Genomic DNA, 22414 nt, shown 5'->3' with positions numbered 1-22414 from the left:
CGGACGCATTTTCCGTGCGGGCCAATAGTTTGGCACAATCGAGGTTATGGACCATGTTGCACTGTGGGGTGGGCGCTTTAGTGGCCAGCCTGCCGACGCCCTGACGGAACTTTCTCGTTCTACCCATTTCGATTGGCGTTTGGCGCGCTATGACATCGCCGGCTCACGTGCGCACGCGCGCGCTTTGAAAGCTGCGGGCTTGCTGAGTGACGACGAGCTGACGGATATGCTCGCAGCTCTCGAGAAGCTGGACGACGACGTCGTGAGCGGCACGTTTGCCCCAAGCCCAGACGACGAAGATGTACACACCGCTTTAGAGCGCGGAATACTTGAGCACGCGGGCGTAACTCTAGGTGGAAAACTCCGAGCCGGGCGCTCACGCAACGACCAGATTGCCACCCTCATTCGTATGTACTTGCGTGATCAGTCACGGATCATCGGCGGTAAGCTGCTCGACGTCGTCGACGCCCTCCTTTCTCAAGCTGATCGAGCCGGAAATGCAATCATGCCCGGGCGTACGCACCTGCAACACGCTCAGCCGGTTCTTGTGGCGCATCATTTCCTCGCGCACGCGTGGCCGATGATTCGCGACGTCGAACGCTTGGTTGACCTAGACAGGCGGCTCGCTGAAAGTCCTTATGGATCCGGCGCGCTGGCAGGCAATACGTTGGGCATGGATCCGCAGCTGGTAGCGGAAGACCTAGGCTTTACGACGTCGGTGTGGAACTCAATTGATGGAACCTCCTCGCGTGACCTAGTTGCTGAATTTGCGTGGATCATGGCCCAAATCGGGGTTGACCTTTCTAGGATTTCCGAGGAAATTATTATGTGGAACACGAAGGAGTTTTCTTTCGTCACTCTTGACGATGCGTTTTCTACTGGCTCGTCCATCATGCCGCAGAAGAAAAACCCTGATGTTGCTGAGCTCGCTCGTGGTAAGGCCGGCCGGTTGATCGGGAATCTTACGGGCCTGCTCACGATGCTTAAGGGCTTGCCGTTGGCATATGACCGGGACTTACAGGAAGACAAGGAGCCGGTATTTGATCAAATTGACACGTTAGACGTGTTGCTTCCGGCGGTTTCCGGCATGATTGACACGATGGTAATGAATTACGAACGGATGGCTGAGCTAGCTCCGCAGGGATTCTCACTTGCAACTGATATTGCCGAATGGCTCGTGCGCCAAGGTGTGCCATTCCGTGAAGCCCACGAGATTTCAGGGGCGTGCGTTGCCGAGTGCGAGAAACAGGGCAAGGAGCTGTGGGACCTCACAGACGTAGAGCTGCAGGAAATTGACGAACGGTTACTACCAGAAGTACGCAATGTGCTGACTGTTGAGGGATCTGTCGCGGCGCGTTCGGGACGAGGGGGAACCGCTCCGGATCGAGTCCGTGAGCAGTCGGTGGCTGCGAGTGCAGCGGTAACTGAGCTGCGAGATTTCACTGGCTCACGTGTTGAGGCGAAATAAATTCTGATTTGTTCGCGGGATAGGGCAGAATGTGAGCGTGCTCGAGGCGAGCACGAGGTAGTAGAAGGGATGAGACGTGAGTGACGTCCTCAAAGAACTTGAATGGCGCGGCCTGGTCGCCCAGCACTCGGATATCGATAAGCTGCGCGCAGCTCTTGCCGAGGGGCCGATCACGTTCTATTGCGGTTTTGATCCGACTGCTCCCTCTCTCCATCACGGACATTTGGTTGCGGTGAAGGTCATGCGCCATCTCCAGCTTGCTGGCCATAATCCGCTTGTGCTTGTTGGGGGTGCAACCGGCTTGATCGGTGATCCTCGCGACAAGGGGGAGCGGACCTTGAACACGAAGGAAACGGTGGCGCAGTGGTCGGTCTCGTTGAAGAACCAGCTGGAGTCACTGCTTGATTTCGAGGGGCCGAACGCCGCGCGTACCGTCAATAATTTAGACTGGACCTCCGAACTTTCCGCGATTGATCTGCTGCGTGACCTTGGTAAACACTTCAGGATGGGCACGATGTTGAATAAGGACATCGTGAAGCGGCGCCTCGAATCCGAGGAGGGAATTTCCTACACGGAATTTTCCTATCAGATTTTGCAAGCCAACGATTACCTCGAGTTGTTCCGTCGGTATGAGTGCATCCTTGAGGTGGGTGGCAATGATCAGTGGGGAAATCTCGTTGGTGGCATGGACCTTATTCACAAGGTTGAGGGTGAATCCGTCCACGTCCTGACTAATCCTTTGATTACGAAGTCGGACGGATCTAAGTTCGGTAAGACGGAGGGCGGGGCAATCTGGCTCAACCCCGATATGCTCAGCCCATACAAGTTTTATCAGTTCTGGTTGAACACCGCCGACGAGGACGTCGTTCGCATGCTGAAGGTTTTTACTTTCCTACCCCAAGAAGAAATTATGTTGCTCGAGGAGCAGGTGAAGGAAAGGCCACATCTGCGCGAGGCACAGCGTAGGCTCGCTGAAGAAGTAACGACGTGGGTTCATGGGGCAGAAGCAACCGAGCGTGTGAAACAGGCCTCTGCGGTTCTGTTTGGTGGGGCTGAGCCCTTTGGGCTTGACGAGCTGACTCTTGGGGATGCAATCGCGGAACTTCCGAGTGCACAAGCCTCGCTCGGCGACGACGTGCAAGACGTTTTGGTGAAGCTTGGCTTAGAGAAGGGGCGCGGGGCCGCACGGCGTACGATTTCCTCGGGCGGAATTTATATCAACAATGTGAAGGTCGAGGACGAGGATAGGCAGTTGCTACGTGAGGACGTTCTGGCTGGCGAAGTCGTCTTGGTTCGTAAAGGCCGGAAAAACATGTCCGTGGTGCATGTGCGCTAGTTTGCGATCGTTGATATCGCATCGAAAGGTTGCTGTGACCAGCAACACCGTCGCGTAAGTTGACGCGCGTGGCTGAAGTGCGTAAAGTAAATATCCGTTGCCAAGGAGTGCTAACGAAACCCTAGAGATTTAATTTGGGGTGCGGTGCGCTCTAAAAAGGATCGATCCGCGGTCTTTGACAATTGGCGGCAAGGACTTTATAATAGAAAGTCCCTCCCTTCGGAACTGCTCGGAAAATTCGAGTTTTTTCGAATGTGGGTGTGTTGTTTGATGTCTCAATAGTGTGTCAGCTTTTTATGTTGTATTTTTTTCTGGTTGGCTGGGTTTTTCTGGTTGGCCAGTGTTGTGTCATGGCTGGTGTCTTGCTTTTTTTGGTGGGGTGTTGGTTGTGATGTTTTTTGCCAGTTTGTTTTGGTATTTTTTGTGAGTCTGTTTTCGGGCTTTCTGTATGGAATTGGTTGCCCTTTTTTGGGTTTCTGGTTTTTTTGTGGAGAGTTTGATCCTGGCTCAGGACGAACGCTGGCGGCGTGCTTAACACATGCAAGTCGAACGATGAAGCTCTTACTTTTGTTTGGGTGGATTAGTGGCGAACGGGTGAGTAATACGTGAGTAACCTGCCCTCTTCTTTGGGATAAGCTTGGGAAACTGGGTCTAATACTGAATATTCTGCTCTTGCCGCATGGTGGGGGTTGGAAAGGGTTTTTCTGGTGGGGGATGGGCTCACGGCCTATCAGCTTGTTGGTGGGGTGATGGCCTACCAAGGCTTTGACGGGTAGCCGGCCTGAGAGGGTGACCGGCCACATTGGGACTGAGATACGGCCCAGACTCCTACGGGAGGCAGCAGTGGGGAATATTGCACAATGGACGGAAGTCTGATGCAGCGACGCCGCGTGGGGGATGAAGGCTTTCGGGTTGTAAACTCCTTTCAGTACAGAAGAAGCATTTTTGTGACGGTATGTGCAGAAGAAGCACCGGCTAACTACGTGCCAGCAGCCGCGGTAATACGTAGGGTGCGAGCGTTGTCCGGAATTATTGGGCGTAAAGGGCTCGTAGGCGGTTTGTTGCGCCTGCTGTGAAAACCTGGGGCTTAACTTTGGGATTGCAGTGGGTACGGGCAGACTTGAGTGTGGTAGGGGTAATTGGAATTCCTGGTGTAGCGGTGGAATGCGCAGATATCAGGGGGAACACCGATGGCGAAGGCAGGTTACTGGGCCACCACTGACGCTGAGGAGCGAAAGCGTGGGTAGCGAACAGGATTAGATACCCTGGTAGTCCATGCTGTAAACGTTGGGCACTAGGTGTGGGGCCTTTCCATGGGTTCTGCGCCGTAGCTAACGCATTAAGTGCCCCGCCTGGGGAGTACGGCCGCAAGGCTAAAACTCAAAGGAATTGACGGGGGCCCGCACAAGCGGCGGAGCATGCGGATTAATTCGATGCAACGCGAAGAACCTTACCAAGGCTTGACATACACTGCGATGTGTCAGAGATGGCGCAGCCTTCGGGGTGGTGTACAGGTGGTGCATGGTTGTCGTCAGCTCGTGTCGTGAGATGTTGGGTTAAGTCCCGCAACGAGCGCAACCCTTGTCTTGTGTTGCCAGCATTTGGTTGGGGACTCACAAGAGACTGCCGGGGTTAACTCGGAGGAAGGTGGGGATGACGTCAAATCATCATGCCCCTTATGTCTTGGGCTTCACGCATGCTACAATGGCAGGTACAGAGTGTTGCGAGCCTGTGAGGGTGAGCTAATCACTTAAAGTCTGTCTCAGTTCGGATTGGGGTCTGCAACTCGACCTCATGAAGTCGGAGTCGCTAGTAATCGCAGATCAGCAACGCTGCGGTGAATACGTTCTCGGGCCTTGTACACACCGCCCGTCACGTCACGAAAGTTGGTAACACCCGAAGCCCGTGGCCTAACCTTTTGGGGGGAGCGGTCGAAGGTGGGATTGGCGATTGGGACGAAGTCGTAACAAGGTAGCCGTACCGGAAGGTGCGGCTGGATCACCTCCTTTCTAGGGAGCCACTGTTTCTTGCGCATGATGCGTTTGTGTGTTGTGTGTGGGGTGTCATCAGGCGTGTTGTCTGGTGGTGAGTGTGGTTTTTAGTGGATGCAATGTGATTGGCTGGCATGCTGTTGGGGTGTGGGGTAACACCTGGTGCTTCTCATGTGCAATGACATGGTTTGTGTTGTTGTGTGTGGGTGGTGTGGTGGTTGAGAATTGTATAGTGGATGCGAGCATCTTTTGGTTTTTGTAAGTGTTTTAGGGCGTTCGGTGGATGCCTTGGTACGCGGAGCCGATGAAGGACGTTGTAGCCTGCGATATTCCTCGGGGAGTTGGCATACGAGCTGTGATCCGAGGGTTTCCGAATGGGGGAACCTGGCCAAAGTTGTTTTTGGTTACCATCATCTGAATGTATAGGGTGGTGGGGGTAACGGGGGGAAGTGAAACATCTTAGTACCTCCAGGAAGAGATATTCTGTGAGTAGTGGCGAGCGAAAGCGGATGAGGTTAAACCGGGTGTGTGTGATAGTCGTCGGACGTTGCGCATTCGGGGTTGTGGGAGCTGCTGTCTGCCTCCGGCGGGGTGGAAGAAAGTGATAAAACAGTGGGATAGGTGAACTAGTTGGGAAGCTAGACCGTAGACCGTGATAGTCGGGTAGCTGAAATCTTGTTGTCTTTTGGTGGTGTTCCCGAGTAGCACGGGGCTCGTGAAATCTCGTGTGAATCTGCACAGACCACTGTGTAAGCCTAAATACTCCGTGTGACCGATAGTGGATAGTACCGTGAGGGAATGGTGAAAAGTACCCCGGGAGGGGAGTGAAATAGTACCTGAAACCGGGCGCTTACAATCCGTCAGAGCCTCTTTGGTGGGGGTGATGGCGTGCCTTTTGAAGAATGAGCCTGAGAGTTAGGATGTGTGGCGAGGTTAACCCGTGTGGGGTAGTCGTAGCGAAAGCGAGTCTTAAATGGGCGTTGTAGTTGCATGTTCTAGACCCGAAGCGAGGTGATCTACCCATGGGCAGGGTGAAGCACGTGTAAGAGCGTGTGGAGGTCCGAACCCACTTCAGTTGAAAATGGAGGGGATGACTTGTGGGTAGGGGTGAAAGGCCAATCAAACTTCGTGATAGCTGGTTCTCCCCGAAATGCATTTAGGTGCAGCGTTGCGTGTGCTTGCTGGTGGTAGAGCGACTGGATGGTTGATGGCCCTTATTCGGGTACTGAGATCAGCCAAACTCCGAATGCTGGTTTAAGTTGTGCGTGGCAGTGAGACTGCGAGGGATAAGCTTCGTTGTCGAGAGGGAAACAGCCCAGATCATCGGTTAAGGCCCCTAAGGGTGTGCTAAGTGGGAAAGGATGTGGAGTTGCTGTGACAACCAGGAGGTTGGCTTAGAAGCAGCCATCCTTGAAAGAGTGCGTAATAGCTCACTGGTCAAGTGATTTCGCGCCGATAATGTAGCGGGGCTAAGTACACCGCCGAAACCGTGGCAACAGTTTTTGTTGGGTAGGGGAGCGTCGTGCATGAGGTGAAGCAGTCAAGTGATTGGTTGTGGATTGTGTGCGAGTGAGAATTCAGGCATGAGTAGCGATTGACGGGTGAGAATCCCGTCCTCCGTATGACTAAGGGTTCCAGGGCCAGGTTGTTCCGCCCTGGGTTAGTCGGGTCCTAAGGCGAGGCCGACAGGCGTAGTCGATGGGTAACCAGTTGTTATTCTGGTACCGGCGAAGAACCGTCCGTGCTGAAGCAGGGGATACTAACCATCCAAACCATTGCAGTGGCCTTCGGGTTGTTGTGGTGGGGAGCGTGGGACCTGATCTTGTTGTAGGCAAGCGTGTTAACAGGGGTGACGCAGAGTGGTAGCTTCCGCGTGGCTAATGGCTTGCCACGTTTAACAGCGCAGCTCGTTTCCTAGGTAAATCCGGGAAGCATGATGGGTGAGGCTGGATGATGACCACAGTTTTGTGGGAAGTAGGGTGATCCTGTGCTGCCAAGAAAAGCCTCGACGTGAGGTTCTAGCCGCCCGTACCCGAAACCGACACAGGTAGTTGGGTAGAGTATACTAAGGAGTTCGAGAGAATCGTGGTTAAGGAACTCGGCAAAATGCCCCCGTAACTTCGGAAGAAGGGGGGCCTGATCCTTGAAACACTGTGCGTGTTAGGGGTGATGGCCGCAGAAACCAGGGAGAAGCGACTGTTTATCAAAAACATAGGTCTGTGCGAACACGTAAGTGGAGGTATACAGACTGACGCCTGCCCGGTGCTGGAAGGTTAAGAGGATTGGTTAACAAACTGTGTTTGTGAAGCTAAGAATTTAAGCCCCAGTAAACGGCGGTGGTAACTATAACCATCCTAAGGTAGCGAAATTCCTTGTCGGGTAAGTTCCGACCTGCACGAATGGCGTAACGACTTCTCCGCTGTCTCAACCGCGAACTCGGTGAAATTGCATTACGAGTAAAGATGCTCGTTACGCGCAGCAGGACGGAAAGACCCCGGGACCTTTACTATAGCTTGGTATTGGTGTTCGGTACGGCTTGTGTAGGATAGGTGGGAGACTGTGAAGCCATGACGCTAGTTGTGGTGGAGTCATTGGTGAAATACCACTCTGGTCGTGCTGAATGTCTAACCTTGGACCATGATCTGGTTCAGGGACAGTGCCTGGTGGGTAGTTTAACTGGGGCGGTTGCCTCCTAAATGGTAACGGAGGCGCTCAAAGGTTCCCTCAGCCTGGTTGGTCATCAGGTGTTGAGTGTAAGTGCACAAGGGAGCTTGACTGTGAGACTGACAGGTCGAGCAGGAACGAAAGTTGGAACTAGTGATCCGGCGGTGGCTTGTGGAAGCGCCGTCGCTCAACGGATAAAAGGTACCCCGGGGATAACAGGCTGATCCTGCCCAAGAGTTCATATCGACGGCATGGTTTGGCACCTCGATGTCGGCTCGTCGCATCCTGGGGCTGGAGTAGGTCCCAAGGGTTGGGCTGTTCGCCCATTAAAGCGGTACGCGAGCTGGGTTCAGAACGTCGTGAGACAGTTCGGTCCCTATCCGCTGCGCGCGTTGGAAACGTGAGGAGGGCTGTCCCTAGTACGAGAGGACCGGGACGGACGAACCACTGGTGTGCCAGTTGTACCGCCAGGTGCATGGCTGGTTAGCTACGTTCGGGAAGGATAACCGCTGAAAGCATCTAAGTGGGAAGCCTGCTCCAAGATAACGTTTCCGTCAACATTTTGTTGTGTAGGCCCCCTATAGACCATGGGGTTGATAGGCCAGGCGTGTAAGCCTAGTAATGGGTTAAGCTGACTGGTACTAATCGGCCAACCACTAACAAAAACAGATACAAGAAAATACGCATCCACTATACAATTCTGGACCACCACACACATGCCAGAGCGTGACCGGTAATGAAAAGTTTATATAGTTTTAGCGGTGGCTACAGCGGTGGGGACACGCCCGGTCCCATTCCGAACCCGGAAGCTAAGCCCACCAGCGCCGATGGTACTGCACTCGAGAGGGTGTGGGAGAGTAGGACACCGCCGCTATTATTTTTTACAGGCTAGTCTCCCCGCCAGCGACTGCGGTCATGGCAGGGAGACTAGCTTTTTATTTACCTTCGTTAACTGTTTGAGCTATTTTAATTCGGGCTTCCCGCAGAAATCCCCGGTTGTGTACCGCTTTGATAAAAATCCATTTGGTTAGTTCGGAAGCTGTGAAAATAGTATGACAGAAAGATGGCGTAGCCTTCCTGTTTCATAGGTTGGTAGCGTATCGGCTAAGCTATCCATGAATAGAAGGTTTCTAAATGTATAGCGGCGACACAGAGGAAATTATGTCAGATAACGAAAGTTTCGATAATTCGCGTAAAAACGAGGATAGCTCCTCTGGTTGGAAGCCCGCATCAAAAAGTTCTCGCCCCACAGGTCGCGGTGATCGCCGTGATGATCGTCGTGGATCGTGGGATCGTGACGATAGGCGTGGTGGCCGTCGCGAGGATCGGGGCGGAAGTTGGAGCCGAGGTCAAGGTCGTGATGATCGTCGCGGATCGTGGGATCGAAGCGATCGGCGGGGTGATCATCGTGGTGCCTGGAATCGTGACGATAAGCGCGGGGAGCGCCGGGATAGTCGTGGCGGTAGCCGGGGAGACCGTCGTGGATCTTGGGATCGTGACGATAGGCGTGGTGGCCGTCGCGAGGATCGGGGCGGAAGCTGGAGCCGAGGTCAAGGACGTGATGATCGTCGCGGATCGTGGGATCGAAACGATCGGCGTGACAGACGCTCCGGAGACTGGAATCGTGACGATAAGCGCTGGGAGCGCCGGGATAGTCGTGGCGGTACCCGGGGAGACCGCCGTGGATCTTGGGATCGTGACGATAGGCGTGGTGGCCGTCGCGAGGATCGGGGCGGAAGCTGGAGCCGAGGTCAAGGTCGTGATGATCGGGGCGGAAGCTGGAGCCGAGGTCAAGGTCGTGATGATCGTCGCGGATCGTGGGATCGAAGCGATCGGCGTGACAGACGCTCCGGAGACTGGAACCGCGATGAGCATAGGGACGATCAGCGGCACAAGAGAGCGGAAGGTTTCGTAACAGAGCGGAGTGAAACGGCGTCGTATGCACATCTGGAAATTCCCGAATCGATCACGCCGGACGCACTGGACAAGGCTGCACGCAAGCAACTGAGGTCACTTAACAAAGACAACGCCGATCGAGTAGCACGTCACCTTGCTTACGCAGGTGAGATGCTTGAAATTGATCCGGAGGTCGCTTACCAACACGCCAAAGCTGCGTTCCAAAGTGCGGCGCGCATCGACGTCGTACGCGAGGCGCTTGGGCTAACCGCATACGCAACAGAAAGATACTCGGAGGCATTGCGCGAGCTGCGGACCTATCGTCGGATGAGCGATGACTACACGCACGTGCCTCTTGAAGCCGATTCTGAACGCGGACTTGGCCGCCCCGAGAAAGCCCTCCGATTTATTGAAGGTATCCCACTCCAGAGGCTCAATGCTATTTCGCAAGTCGAACTCGCTCTTGTAACCTCTGGTGCGCGCGCAGAAACAGGTGATTCAGAAGGTGGGCTGGCGGCACTGCGAAAAATTCTGATCGAAAACTTGCCCGAAGAGCTTGCCGCGCGAGTTCAACTCATCAAAGCTGAACGCCTAGAAGAACTTGGCCGAGGCGACGAAGCGAATGAGCTGCGAGAAGTCTGGCAACCGCTCTATCAAGATCAAGGTGGAGACATCATGGTGGATCTTGATGACGTGCTTGATGACATTCCAGATGAACCTGCCGAAGTCCAAAACCCTAACGAAGAAGAGTCCGATGAGATCGAGTATGAGTCCGCCGAGATCGAATCAGAAATCGTTGAAGAAGGTAATGTGGATCCTGAGGATGAAACTCTTGACCGCAAAGAAGGCGAAGCTGTTGAAGACCTCGACGATTTGAACGACGAATTAGCCGAAGAATTTGACGACGAAGATGAACTAGACAGCGAATAGGTTGGAATATCAATGCGGATTACGATTGACGGATCATTGAGTGAAGCTAGTGATTACCTTTTCTTGGACCTAGACGGTGTGTGCTATAGGGGTTCGCTGCCCATTGAAAATGCGCCGGAAGGGATCGCGGCAGCCAAAGTAAACGGAAATAGGGCAGCGTACATCACGAATAATTCAATGGCATCGCCACCCAATGTGGCTAAAAAGCTCGAGTCTGTCGGTATTGCCGCGGTATCGGATGAAATTTACACATCTTCGCGAACTGCCGTCGCTCAAGCGTTAGAACATGTTCCGGCCGGATCAAAGGTCTTGGCGCTTGGTACAGAAGGGCTTTTCTATGAGCTGGAGAAGGCGGATCTCGAAGTCGTTTCGTCCGCTGACGATAAGGCGGACGTCGTGCTCCAAGGTTTGTCAAGGGACCTTTCTTGGCGTGAGCTGTCCGAGGCAGCTCTAGCTATTAACGCCGGTGCGCTCTACGTGGCAACCAACCTTGACGCAACCCTTCCATTAGAGCGAGGGCAACATCTGGGTTGCGGTTCGATGGTGGCAGCAGTGATACATGCGACGGGTGTTCAGCCGCTTGCATCAGGAAAGCCGGCGCCCGACATGTATCAACTCGCAATGAAGGAAACCGGCGCGCAACGCCCGATTTGCGTAGGTGACCGTCTTGACACCGATATTGCCGGTGCTAACGCGGCCGATTTGCCTTCCTTACACGTTCTTACCGGTGTGAACACTGCGCGCGATATCATGCTGGCACAGGATCATGAACGGCCTACCTATCTTGGTTTGGACATGCTTGATCTCAACATTCCGATTCCGGAGGTCCGCCAGCAAGACAACACTTGGGAGTGCGGTGCAAATCGAGTCACGGTGGAGCCAAACAAGATTACGGTGGATGGCGAAGAACTAGTCAGCCCGGAGCTTAGCCTGAACTCCTATCGGGCGCTGGTCGGCGCGGTTTGGCAGCAGATCGACGACGGCGCAGCCCGCGATCAGTTTGAATGGTTGCCCGAGTTCACGGTGGTTAGAGATGTCTGAAGTGCCCACGCCCGGCGAGGAACATGCGCGCATCGACGTGGCGCAAACTCTCGCGAAAATAACAGCAAAACAACGCGCAGATCAAATCGCCGATCTAGAAAAAGTACACCAGGAACTTTCCACACGTCTCAACCGGGCGCGGGTGTAAATGGCGAAGCTCATCCGCGTCGACTCCGAGCTTGTTCGCCGCAATTTGGCACGCTCGCGAGCTGAGGCAGCCGAACTGATCAACGCTGGAAACGTTTTGCTTGACGGCATGGTTGTTACCAAGCCAGCAAGGCAAATGAACCCGGCGCAGGCGCTCGTCGTTAGAGAAGGAGCGTGTGAGGACTATGTTTCACGCGGCGCCTACAAGCTGGTAGGGGCTATTGAATACCTCGGCGAAGCGGCGCCTACGATTGAGGGCGTGTGTGCTCTTGACGCAGGAGCGTCCACCGGTGGCTTCACCGATGTGTTACTACGCCGTGGGGCCTCGCAAGTATTGGCTGTGGACGTCGGGTACGGGCAGCTCGCGTGGAGATTGCGCGAAGATCCACGGGTGATCGTTATGGAAAGAACTAATGTTCGAAACTTGACCCCGGATACGGTGCAACCCTCACCCGACCTAGTCGTTGGCGACCTATCGTTCATATCGCTCACGCTCGTGCTTCCAACGTTAGCTAAGGTTGCCTCGAAAGCAGCGGATTTTTTGCTGATGGTTAAGCCTCAGTTTGAAATTGGTAAAGCTGAGCTAGGCGCGGGCGGAGTGGTGCGCGATCCAAGGGATCATGTAAAAACTGTTTTAAAAGTATGCGAACGTGCACGCGATGTTGGCTTAGCTGTGCGGGCTGTTGCTCCCTCGCCTCTTCCTGGGCCGGCGGGAAACGTTGAGTACTTCGTGCACCTAAAAGAGAGCGGAACTGATATTGGCGAGAGTTTAGTTGGTGCAATCGAACAAGCTGTAGCAACAGGGCCAGCTGGGTCACTTGATCGCGAAGTTAAGGGGCGATATTGACAGTGCGAGTCGGGATTCTTACCCACGAGAGCCGAGAAGAGGCTAATACATCAGCTCAGATTGCGTTCGATCGCCTTCTAGCCGCCGGCGCGCAAGTCTTTTACGTCGACGAAGATTCTAACCTCGATGGCACCGATCTGATCCTCGTGATTGGCGGGGATGGCACTATTCTCAAAGCCGCGCAGATAGCGATGCCTTATGAGACTCCCATCTTAGGAATAAATTTCGGGCATGTCGGATTCCTAGCCGAAGCTGAGCCGTCGTCGTTATTGGACGTCGTTCATGCCATTATCGAAGGCGATTGGACGGTTGATTCGAGGTTGACGATCGATGTTACAGTCACTCATCCGGACGGGCATAAAGAAACCGGTTGGGCGTTGAACGAAGCTTCGATTGAAAAAGGTCCCAACGCCCGAATGATTGAAACAGACATCGGCGTCGATGGTAGGGGGCTTTCGTCTTTTAAAGCAGACGCTGTTTTACTGTCCACCCCCACGGGGTCAACTGCCTATAATTTTTCTGCTGGCGGCCCGATCGTGTGGCCCGATGTTGAAGCGCTTATTTTGACTCCTATTGCGGCCCACGCGCTCTTTTCTCGCCCACTGGTTGTGAGTAAATCTTCGACTCTCGAGGTGGGTATTCGCTCTGACGACGCCGTGGTCTGGCTTGATGGTCGGCGCCGCGTCTTGGCCCCCGCGGGTTCTCGGATCGTTGCCGTCAAGGGGGAGCATCCAGCTCGTTTGGCACGGCTCAACGATTCGCCATTCTCGGGCAGGCTGGTAAAGAAATTCCATCTGCCCGTTGAAGGGTGGCGACGCGGTGCGAAAGGTACGCCGTGATCGAAGAACTAAGAATTTCCAACCTTGGAGTGATTGAATCGGCAGAGCTTAACCTCTGTGCCGGTATGACTGCAATCACGGGCGAAACTGGTGCCGGAAAAACGATGGCACTGACCTCGCTGTCGTTGCTCATGGGCCAGAAGGCCGATCCTGCACGTGTTCGTAGCGGGGCCGAACGTGCAATCGTTGAAGGCACTTTCGTTGTGCAAGCTGATTCACCCGTCGTCGATATCGTAGAAAATGCGGGTGGAACGGTAGATAACGACGGCGACATGGCGGCGATAATCATTGCTCGGCATGTACCGGCTAAAGGTAGGTCACGGGCCTTCGTAGGCGGCCAAAGCGTGCCCATATCGGTACTCTCGGATATCGCGGAGCACGTGGTAACCGTTCATGGGCAATCAGATCAGATCAAGCTTCGGTCCGAGCGAATGCAGCGCGCGGCACTCGATTCGTTTGGCGGTGTCTCAATTGCTGAGGCCAGTCAAAACTATCGGAAGGCATGGGAGGGCTTACGGAGCGCAACCAACGAGCTGGAGAAGTTTCAAGCAGATATGAAACAGGCTGCCAGCGAACGCTTAGCGCTTGAAGCTCTCGTTAAGCGCGTCGACGCAGTTGAGCCTGAACGTGGCGAGGAAGATGAACTCAAAGCACGCGCAATGCAGTTAGAAAATGTTGAAGATTTGCGTGCCGCGATGGCTGGGGCCATTTCCAGCCTTGAGGGCTTTGAAAATGAATCAGGTGCTCTTGCCTCACTCGATTCTGCGAGCCAGCTACTCCTGCAGGTATCGGATGCTGACTTTGATCTTGCCGACCTTGGCCGGCAACTCAAAGATGCGGCCGTTATTGCTTCGGATGTCTCGAATGTGTTGGGGATTAAGCTCGGGGAGCTGAATGCTGATCCTGAGGAACTGAATCGAATTCACGAGCGACGTGCTGAGCTGAGGCAGATTCAACGGGACTTGGGAATGACGATAGAAGAAATTCTGGAGACTCGTCAGTTGGCAGATTCTCGTCTGGCCTCGTTGGCTTCTCCCGACGAGCATCTTGAGGACCTCGAAAATGCTGTAGCGCGTGCACGCGAAGAGCTTGAGGAGTCAGCTCTAATATTGACGGAGCGTCGACGCGCGGCCGCGGATGAGTTGTCTGAGCAAGTGACGCGCGAGCTGCACTCTTTAGCCATGAAAGATGCCACATTCTCGGTGAGCCTTACTCGTGCGAATGAGGCACTCGCACACGGAATGGACGAGGTCGCTTTTCTTCTTTCGCCGCATCGTGGCGCCAGCAAATTACCGTTGGCGACATCGGCCTCGGGTGGTGAGATGTCGCGAATTATGCTTGCGATCGAAACGGCGCTCAACGCCAAACCGCGCCCAGACCACACGTTTATCTTCGATGAAGTTGACGCTGGAATCGGTGGGAAAACAGCGCTTTCAGTGGGCGAACGCCTAGCAAGAGTGGCGAAGTCAGCACAGGTACTGACTGTGACGCATTTGGCTCAGGTAGCAGCCTATGCTGGCGAACACGTGGTCGTTGCGAAGAAGAGCGATGGCGATACGACGTCGACTGACGTGCGGGTTGTTGCGGGGGACGCCAGAGTTTCTGAATTAGCGCGTATGCTATCCGGGCACGAGGAATCACAAGCGGCACGCACCCATGCGGCTGAACTAATTCGCACTGCGATTGTGCCATGATGAAGAAATGGTATTTCGTCGTCGACGCCGTGAAGTAGAGCCTGACGCGGACGCACGTGGAGGAGTCGCCCGCGTCGATTCGCGTACGAAAAATCTTGTTAAGAGGCTGAAGCCTGGTGAGATCGCCGTTATCGATCATGAAGATATTGATCGGGTTGCGGCCGAGAGTCTCGTAGAAATTCGCCCGGCAGCGGTTTTGAATGCGGCTAAGTCAACCTCTGGTCGTTACCCAAATCTTGGTCCTCAAATCCTGCTCGAAGAGGGAATTCCCGTCATAGATAACCTGGGTTCGGGGATCATGGACGTGCGTGAGGGGCAAAAGTTGAATATCACGCAGGAGGGTGAGGTGTTTCGTGGAGAAACCCTCATCAGCCAGGGGGTTTTTCAAACAGCCCAGACGATCGAAGAGGATCTTCATGCCGCTCGCGATGGGATGGCAGTTCAACTTAAGGCCTTCGCAAATAACACGATGGAGTACCTGGAAAAGGAACAGGAGCTGATTCTCGATGGGGCTGGACTGCCCAACGTCGACACCAAGTTTGAGGGCAGGCATGCGCTGATCGTGGTGCGCGGATATCAGTATAAGGAGGACCTGCGCACACTCGGACCGTACATCCGGGAGTACAGGCCGATAATGGTTGGGGTCGACGGGGGCGCTGATGCGATCCTCGAGGCCGGATATGACCTTGACATGGTGATTGGTGACATGGACTCGGTCACGGATGCGGCGTTGCGCTCGGGCGCGGAAGTCGTGGTCCATGCCTATCGCGATCGTACTGCCCCCGGGCAAAAGCGCGTGGAGGATCTCGGTGTTGAGCATAAGATTTTTCCAGCAACGGGCACCTCGGAGGATATTGCGATGCTTTTGGCCGATGGGCGGGGAGCTGAAATGATCGTCGCTGTCGGAACTCACTCAAATTTGGTTGATTTTCTCGACAAGGGCCGCAAGGGTATGGCTTCCACATTCCTTACAAGACTTCAGGTGGGATCGAAGCTGGTGGATGCGCGCGGTGTTTCGCGTCTGTATCGCTCCCGTATCTCGAACTGGCAAATAGCATTCTTGCTCATAGCCGGGCTGTTGGGCGTTCTTGCTGCCATTTCAGCAACGGAAGTTGGGCAGATAACGTTCGATCTTGTACGTGTGTGGTGGTCAGATTTCGTACTGTGGATGAAGAACTTATTTTAAGGTGGCATTGTGGTTGATTTCAGGTATCACTTAGTTTCACTCATTTCGGTGTTTTTTGCGCTGGCTATTGGAATTATTTTGGGCGCCGGACCACTTCAAGAGTCCCTTGGAAATGTGCTGCAAAGCCAAGTTTCTGACCTGCGCACGACGAATATGGAACTCAAGGCGCAAAATGAGGAGCTGGAACGCGCAATAGGTCACCAAGAGCAGGCATTTGAAGATGTTGCACCCGTTTTGATCGGTGACACGCTATCGGGCCAGACGATTTCCCTTGTGGTTCTTCCGGGAGTGACCGATAGGGAGGTTAGCGCGGTACAGGCTCGAATTGAGGATGCCGGAGCAAGCGTGAGCGGTGTTGCAACGTTGAAGGACACGTGGACGCTAGCTTCCCAGAATTCCTTCAGGTCAACCTTCGCAGACCAGATAACGGAATACGTGCCGGGCGCGGAGGATGGTGCCGAGACAAATCAGGTCTTGGCACTAGCGGTGAATGCGATCACCCGAGACGGTGTAGCCAAACATGACACGCTAGCGGGTTTGATGACCGGAACTGACACCCCGATGATGTCGATAGATGCAATGGTCGAGCCGGCTTCAGCTGTGCTCGTGCTTACACCGGATATTCCATCGGCGGCTTCCGAAACGGTAGATCCCGATCTTGAGGCGCAGCAACAATATACGACCAGCACACACGTTTCTCTGATCATCGAGCTCGGCTCACGGGGCCCAACTGTTGCAGCCGGTGCTGGAGGATCAGAAGGGGATGTGATTTATGAGATGCGTGGTATGGCTGCGGAAGTGTCAACGGTTGACTCCATAGATCTCATCGTGGGGCAGATTAACGCCCCGATTGCGTTGGCAACCGAATTGCGCGATGGTTTGATCCACCTTGGCATTGAATCTGGCGCACAGCGCGTTCTTGGTGAACGAGTTGAGGCGCGTGCAGTTGAACCTGCGGCACCGCCAGCTGAGCCGGCGGACGAATCGGCCGACGGTGAAGAAGCGGGCACCGTTGAGCCGGTTGACGGAGAAGGCGAACCAGTTGAAAGCGAGGATACAAGCGAAGAGGCAGTGACCGAAGAGTCTGAAGGATGATATCCGGGCTTGCCGCAGTCGCCGGTTCGATCTTGGCGCAAAAAGCGGCCGCGAAAATCGAGCCCACAAATTGGAAGCGCACGAATTTTGCCGGAAATCGAACGTCACTGGTAGGTGGGCTTGATGCATTCGCCGGATTGCTTGCAGGCAGCATGTTTGCCGGAGAAGAAAGGAATGCGGCCATCGTAGCCACGGTATCGGGCGCAATCGCCGGATATGTGGACGACCATTTAGAAGACAGTTTCCCTACAGCTGCGAAAGGCTTCAAGGGCCATCTCGGTGAGTTTCGCCAAGGCCGAGTTTCGAGCGGACTAGCGAAAATTGCGACGATCGGCGCAGGATCCTTGATCGCCGCAGGTATTCAAGCCAGTTATAAAGATCGTGAAGTTTACGAAACGATCATGGATGCCGTGACGATTTCGCTGAGTGCCAATCTGATTAATCTCTTGGACCTGCGGCCCGGGCGCGCGCGAAAGGCAATTATGATTGTCGCTGGTGTGCCGGCCGCATGGGGATCACAACTTGCTCGTGCGAGCGCCGGTGCGGCATTTGCTGGTATTGGCCCAGATCTGCATGGGCGAACGATGCTTGGTGATCTCGGTGCAAATGCCCTAGGCGCGCACCTTGGAGTCGTACTTACCGAATACCCGAAGAAAGCGAAAATCCCGATCTTAGCCGTGCTCATTGCGTTAAATGTGGTTTCGGAGAAAGTTTCCTTTTCGCGCATTATCGAACAGACCCCATGGTTGCGGAGCATTGATTCGTTAGGGCGGCCCGCATGAGGCCTGTAAAGGTTTTGGCGGGCACCGCAGGCATGGTCGCCGTTTTAACGCTTGCGTCGCGCCTGATGGGCTTGGTGCGCAAGCTGGCGCAGTCGTGGGCGCTATCCGATGGCCAGGTTGCTACGGCCTACGACACTGCGAATACCGTTCCTAACGTCCTGTTCGAGGTGGCCGCGGGTGGAGCTCTTGCCGGCGCAATAATTCCGTTGATTTCGCGTTATCTTTCTAAAGGACGGCACGCACAAGCCGATCAGACGGCGTCGGCACTTTTGACGTGGATCGCTCTTATTGGAATCCCTGTTGCCGTGTTGCTGGTTATTTTTTCTGCTCCGCTGGCAAAGGTTCTGTTGCCCCAGGCCACTCCAGAGCTCCTTTGGTTGACGACTATTTTCCTAAGAATTTTTGCCGTGCAGGTCCCGCTTTACGGAGTATCGGTGGTGGCGACTGGGATTTTGCAAAGCCACGGAAAATTTGTTCTTCCCGCGCTGTCTCCGCTACTTTCGTCCGTTGCTGTTACGGCGGCTTTCCTTGGCTATTCGAATCTAGCCGACCCGTTTGTTGATCCTGGTTCGCTTTCTTGGGGCGCGATTGCTCTGCTGGGTTGGGGTACGACGGCGGGCGTGGCCGTGTTTTCTTTACCTCAGCTTTTTATTGCCGGGCGCCATGCGAAGCTGCGCCCGACGCTGACCTTTCCCGAGGGTGCGGGGCGTGAAGTTGTGCGTCTGGGGTTTGCCGGCTTAGCTGCGCTTTTGGCTCAACAAATTGCGATTGTCGTGATTATGGTGACAGCTAACGGACTGGGTGGGACAGGTACGTATGCCGCTTTTAATTACGCCTACGCGATGTTCATGGTTCCTTATGCAGTACTTGCTGTACCGATTGCGACGGTGGTGTTTCCACAGTTGTCGGCGGCAAGCGGCGAGCGTTTGATGGTTCTCACCTCTCGGTCGACTCGCCTTGTTTTCGCTATGGGGGCGTTGTCAGCGGTGTTACTTTTTGTCTTGGCTGAGCCGGCGAAAGTCGTCTTGGAACTTGGGCGCGATATTTCAGGTTTGGACACTGCGATGCGCGCGATGGCTCCAGGTTTGATTGGTTTTTCGTTGCTTTATCACGGTGCGCGTGTCCTATATGCGCAAAACGCGCCCGGGCTGGTTATTCTGTGCAATTCGCTGAGCTGGGCGAGCGTCGTCATCGTATTGGGGTGTGCTTACGTCATTGGTGTTTCGGGGAGGCAGGAAACTCTCGTGGCGATTGGCCTGAGTTTATCTATCGGTTTGAGTATCGGTGGGGTGTTGGTTCTCGCGGCGATTCGTCGGCAACTTGGAAGTTCTGCGCTCCAAGGAATTGCTCGGCTCGCTACGGCCTTGCTGCCTACGCTATTTATCGTGGGCTTGGCGGTTGAATGGATTGTCGAGCGCATTTTAGCTGGAGGAGGGGCGAGTATCGCCAGCGCATTCGGTGCGGCAATGATAGGCGCACTGCTGCTTTTGAGCGCAACGGCACTGTGTGTGTTGATGACAGACCGGCAATTAATCCGGCGGCCGTTTTCAGATAGTGTGGAAAGGTGATGTATGAACTTTGTGATACCCCAGTCCCAGATCACGTTCGTTTAGCCGAACGTGTCGAGCGCTTTGCAGGGCCGATTTTTACGATCTATGACGATGAAATCGAATTCGCCTCGGGTGACGTCGTGCGGCGGCAGTGGATGGATCACGACGACGCCGTGGCGGTAGTAGCGCTCAAACCTTCGGACCACGATGAGGAGGAATGGGATGTTCTGCTCATTCGGCAATATCGCCACGCTCCGCGCCGGCTCATGTGGGAGATTCCGGCGGGTCTACGAGATCAAGACGGTGAAGCGGAGGTCCTGACTGCCGCCCGTGAGCTACGGGAAGAAACTGACTTCGGTGCATCGACATGGTTTAGGCTCGTTAACTTTGTGACCTCGCCTGGGGTGTCGAATGAGGATCTCGGCATTTTCCTCGCGGTGGATGTCGAGCACGCTCCGTTAGGCGACTTTAAGCGCGAAGCGGAAGAGGCCGAGATCGCTGTCGAATGGTTTGGCTTGGACCGAGTGACTGACGCAGTGATGGCGGGAAAGCTGACTAGCCCAACGCTTGTCACCGGAATTTTGGCGGTAAATGTGGCCCTCAATCGTGGACTTGATTGTTGTGAAAAGATTGCCCTGCCAATCGCGGACCAGTAGAGGTTTTCGGCTCGTATCGAGATGCAGCTCAGGGTTAGGGAACCCTCAGATAGTCGACTTGATAAAATGGATTAAAGCAAGAAAGATGTTTCTTAATGCGGGAGGTGATGTGAGTGAGTAATGATCAAGGAACCTACGAGCAGATCCTTCGCTTGATCGTCGAACGTGGCCCGATCACGGCCGGTGAGCTTGCGAAAATCCTCGTATTGACACCCGCGGCCGTACGTAGGCACCTTGGTGTTCTCGTCAAAGACGAATTCATCGAAGAGTACGATGGTCCGGCCAAGGGCCCTGCTCGGCGCGGACGGCCGTCGCGGCTCTATGTCGCAACCGCCGAAGGGCAAAGCCAGCTAGGGGAAGGGTATTCGGAACTTGCATCACACGCTCTCGGATTCGTTCGAGATTCGATGGGGGAGGAAGGGCTTGAACAGTTCATCCATGCGCGTGCACACGCTTTGGAACAGCGTTACGGAGCGGTGCTTGACGCCGCCGGAAATACGCCTGCCGAGCGTGCTGCTGCTCTAACGGACGCACTTAGTAGAGACGGTTACGTAGCTACGCTACGGCGTGGTGGGCCTTCGGCGCTGTCAGTTCAAATCTGTCAGGGTCACTGCCCCATACACGAGACCGCCGAGGAATATCCCTTACTGTGCGAAGCCGAAACTGAGGCATTCGCGCGGCTCTTAGGCGTTCCCATTCAGCGTCTATCGACGATTGCGAGCGGTGGGCACGTATGTACCACGAACATTCCGCTAGGAATTCCCCGAAATTTGCGACATCGTTCGCGTAAAACTGCACGCTAACCAAAGCGTGCTTCACCGCCCTTGGGCGGAGTCTTGGAAGGAAAAGGATGACCCAAATTGCACCGGGTACAAACGAGGGTTTGACCCAGGAAGAAACGATTGCCTCAATCGGCAATTACCAGTATGGGTGGCACGATAAAGATCCCGAAGCTGAGGCCGCTGAACGGGGGCTGAGCGAGGACGTCGTGCGCAGAATTTCTGCGCTCAAAGACGAACCTGAGTGGATGCTGGAAAAGCGTCTCAAAGCACTCAAGCTCTTTGAACGTCGCCCTCTTCCCACGTGGGGCGCTGACTTATCGGACATTGATTTTGACAACATCAAGTATTTCGTCCGTTCAACCGAACGGGTTGCTACTTCGTGGGACGACCTGCCGGAAGACATTAAGACGACTTATGACCGTCTTGGTATCCCTGAAGCTGAGCAGCAGCGGCTAGTTGCGGGCGTGGCTGCTCAGTACGAGTCGGAGGTTGTCTATCACCAGATCCGTGAAGATCTGGAAAAGCAGGGCGTGATCTTCCTCGATATGGATACCGGGCTCAAAGAGCACCCGGAGATCGTCAAAGAATATTTCGGTACCGCTATTCCGCTGGGTGACAACAAGTTTGCTTCACTGAACTCAGCTGTATGGTCAGGCGGTTCGTTTGTGTACGTGCCACCCGGGGTACATGTGGAAATCCCCCTCCAGGCATACTTCCGCATTAACACGGAAAACATGGGCCAGTTCGAACGCACGCTGATCATCGCGGACGAGGGATCGTCTGTCCACTATGTTGAGGGTTGCACTGCGCCGATTTATTCTTCGGACTCTTTGCACGCAGCAAACGTTGAGATTTTCGTGAAGAAGGATGCCAAGGTCCGTTACACGACCATTCAAAATTGGTCGAACAACGTCTACAACCTCGTCACGAAGCGTGCCATGGTTGAAGAAGGCGGACTCATGGAATGGATCGATGGAAATATCGGTTCGAAGGTTACCATGAAATATCCGGCCGTTTATCTTCAGGGTGAGCATGCTCGTGGCGAAACGCTTTCGATTGCATTCGCGAGCGTGGGCCAGCACCAGGAGACCGGGGCGAAAATGATTCACAATGCGCCGAACACGCACTCGAATATTGTGGCAAAATCCGTTGCGCGTGGCGGTGGGCACTCTTCTTACCGCGGGCTCGTCCAAGTCAACGAGAACGCAAAGCAGGCCAAGTCTTCCGTTCTTTGTGATGCCCTGCTGGTCGACACTATTTCGCGTTCAGACACCTACCCGTATGTGGATGTACGTGTCGGGGACGCCGAGATGGGTCACGAGGCCACGGTCTCGAAGGTCTCGGCAGATCAGCTCTTCTACTTGATGAGCCGGGGAATCGATGAAACGGAAGCGTATGCAATGATCGTTCGCGGTTTCGTGGAGCCGATCGCCCGTGAACTCCCCATGGAGTACGCTCTCGAGCTCAACCGCCTCATTGGACTTCAGATGGAAGGATCCGTCGGTTAAAG

The 22414-nt window shown here is 54.5% G+C and carries 16 protein-coding genes and 3 rRNA genes; all 19 read left to right on the top strand.

The annotated features are described in order from the left end of the window. Positions 1-46 precede the first annotated feature (46 nt). The 19 genes from argH (at position 47) to sufB (ending at position 22412) form a co-directional block, all read left to right on the top strand. On the top strand, positions 47-1468 hold the full coding sequence (gene argH / locus J2S70_RS00790; protein WP_407702616.1) for an argininosuccinate lyase: 1422 nt from the start codon (positions 47-49) through the stop codon (positions 1466-1468). A 76-nt stretch (positions 1469-1544) separates the two neighbouring features. After that, positions 1545-2804: a tyrosine--tRNA ligase gene (gene tyrS, locus J2S70_RS00785; RefSeq protein WP_307681847.1), complete on the top strand. Its 1260-nt coding sequence runs from the start codon at positions 1545-1547 to the stop codon at positions 2802-2804. A gap of 484 nt (positions 2805-3288) precedes the next feature. Then, positions 3289-4813 (top strand): 16S ribosomal RNA (locus J2S70_RS00780). 238 nt (positions 4814-5051) lie between these two features. Beyond that, positions 5052-8124 (top strand): 23S ribosomal RNA (locus tag J2S70_RS00775). A gap of 92 nt (positions 8125-8216) precedes the next feature. Further along, positions 8217-8333: ribosomal RNA gene (gene rrf / locus J2S70_RS00770) — 5S ribosomal RNA — on the top strand. Together the 16S, 23S and 5S rRNA genes form the textbook arrangement of a ribosomal RNA operon. Before the next feature lie 405 nt (positions 8334-8738). Then, positions 8739-9374: a hypothetical protein gene (locus J2S70_RS00765; protein ID WP_307681846.1), complete on the top strand. Its 636-nt coding sequence runs from the start codon at positions 8739-8741 to the stop codon at positions 9372-9374. Between the two features lie 152 nt (positions 9375-9526). Continuing rightward, on the top strand, positions 9527-10285 hold the full coding sequence (locus J2S70_RS00760) for a hypothetical protein (RefSeq protein WP_307681845.1): 759 nt from the start codon (positions 9527-9529) through the stop codon (positions 10283-10285). Positions 10286-10297: 12 nt separating this feature from the next. Continuing rightward, positions 10298-11326: an HAD-IIA family hydrolase gene (locus J2S70_RS00755; RefSeq protein WP_307681844.1), complete on the top strand. Its 1029-nt coding sequence runs from the start codon at positions 10298-10300 to the stop codon at positions 11324-11326. Further along, on the top strand, positions 11319-11474 hold the full coding sequence (locus tag J2S70_RS00750) for a hypothetical protein (protein ID WP_307681843.1): 156 nt from the start codon (positions 11319-11321) through the stop codon (positions 11472-11474). Before J2S70_RS00755 ends, J2S70_RS00750 begins: the two co-directional genes overlap by 8 nt. Continuing rightward, a complete protein-coding gene (locus tag J2S70_RS00745; RefSeq protein ID WP_307681842.1) occupies positions 11475-12320 on the top strand; it encodes a TlyA family RNA methyltransferase in 846 nt (281 codons plus the stop codon). It begins immediately after the preceding gene. Positions 12321-12322: 2 nt separating this feature from the next. Next, positions 12323-13159, top strand: a complete 837-nt coding sequence (locus J2S70_RS00740) for an NAD kinase (RefSeq protein ID WP_307683344.1) — start codon at positions 12323-12325, stop codon at positions 13157-13159. Continuing rightward, a complete protein-coding gene (gene recN, locus J2S70_RS00735; RefSeq protein WP_307681841.1) occupies positions 13156-14853 on the top strand; it encodes a DNA repair protein RecN in 1698 nt (565 codons plus the stop codon). Before J2S70_RS00740 ends, recN begins: the two co-directional genes overlap by 4 nt. A gap of 7 nt (positions 14854-14860) precedes the next feature. Continuing rightward, complete coding sequence (gene steA, locus J2S70_RS00730; RefSeq protein ID WP_307681840.1) at positions 14861-16039, top strand: putative cytokinetic ring protein SteA; 1179 nt, start codon at positions 14861-14863, stop codon at positions 16037-16039. Positions 16040-16048: 9 nt separating this feature from the next. Continuing rightward, the gene (locus J2S70_RS00725) at positions 16049-17134 is read left to right on the top strand and encodes a copper transporter (protein WP_307681839.1); all 1086 of its coding nucleotides are present in this window, start codon (positions 16049-16051) and stop codon (positions 17132-17134) included. Then, entirely contained in the window at positions 17131-17916 is a 786-nt protein-coding gene (locus J2S70_RS00720) for a hypothetical protein (protein WP_307681838.1), read from the top strand. Before J2S70_RS00725 ends, J2S70_RS00720 begins: the two co-directional genes overlap by 4 nt. Next, positions 17913-19484, top strand: coding sequence for a murein biosynthesis integral membrane protein MurJ (gene murJ, locus J2S70_RS00715; RefSeq protein WP_307681837.1), 1572 nt, complete (start codon positions 17913-17915; stop codon positions 19482-19484). The genes J2S70_RS00720 and murJ overlap by 4 nt, the downstream gene beginning before the upstream one ends. Continuing rightward, entirely contained in the window at positions 19484-20122 is a 639-nt protein-coding gene (locus J2S70_RS00710; protein WP_307681836.1) for an NUDIX domain-containing protein, read from the top strand. The genes murJ and J2S70_RS00710 overlap by 1 nt, the downstream gene beginning before the upstream one ends. Before the next feature lie 113 nt (positions 20123-20235). Then, positions 20236-20925: a helix-turn-helix transcriptional regulator gene (locus J2S70_RS00705; RefSeq protein ID WP_307681835.1), complete on the top strand. Its 690-nt coding sequence runs from the start codon at positions 20236-20238 to the stop codon at positions 20923-20925. Between the two features lie 47 nt (positions 20926-20972). Beyond that, the gene (sufB, locus tag J2S70_RS00700) at positions 20973-22412 is read left to right on the top strand and encodes a Fe-S cluster assembly protein SufB (protein WP_307681834.1); all 1440 of its coding nucleotides are present in this window, start codon (positions 20973-20975) and stop codon (positions 22410-22412) included. The last annotated feature ends 2 nt before the right edge of the window (positions 22413-22414 follow it).

The organism is Trueperella bonasi (assembly GCF_030811535.1).
Taxonomy (GTDB): Bacteria; Actinomycetota; Actinomycetes; order Actinomycetales; family Actinomycetaceae; genus Trueperella; species Trueperella bonasi.
This window is presented reverse-complemented; position numbering and strand designations above follow the sequence as displayed.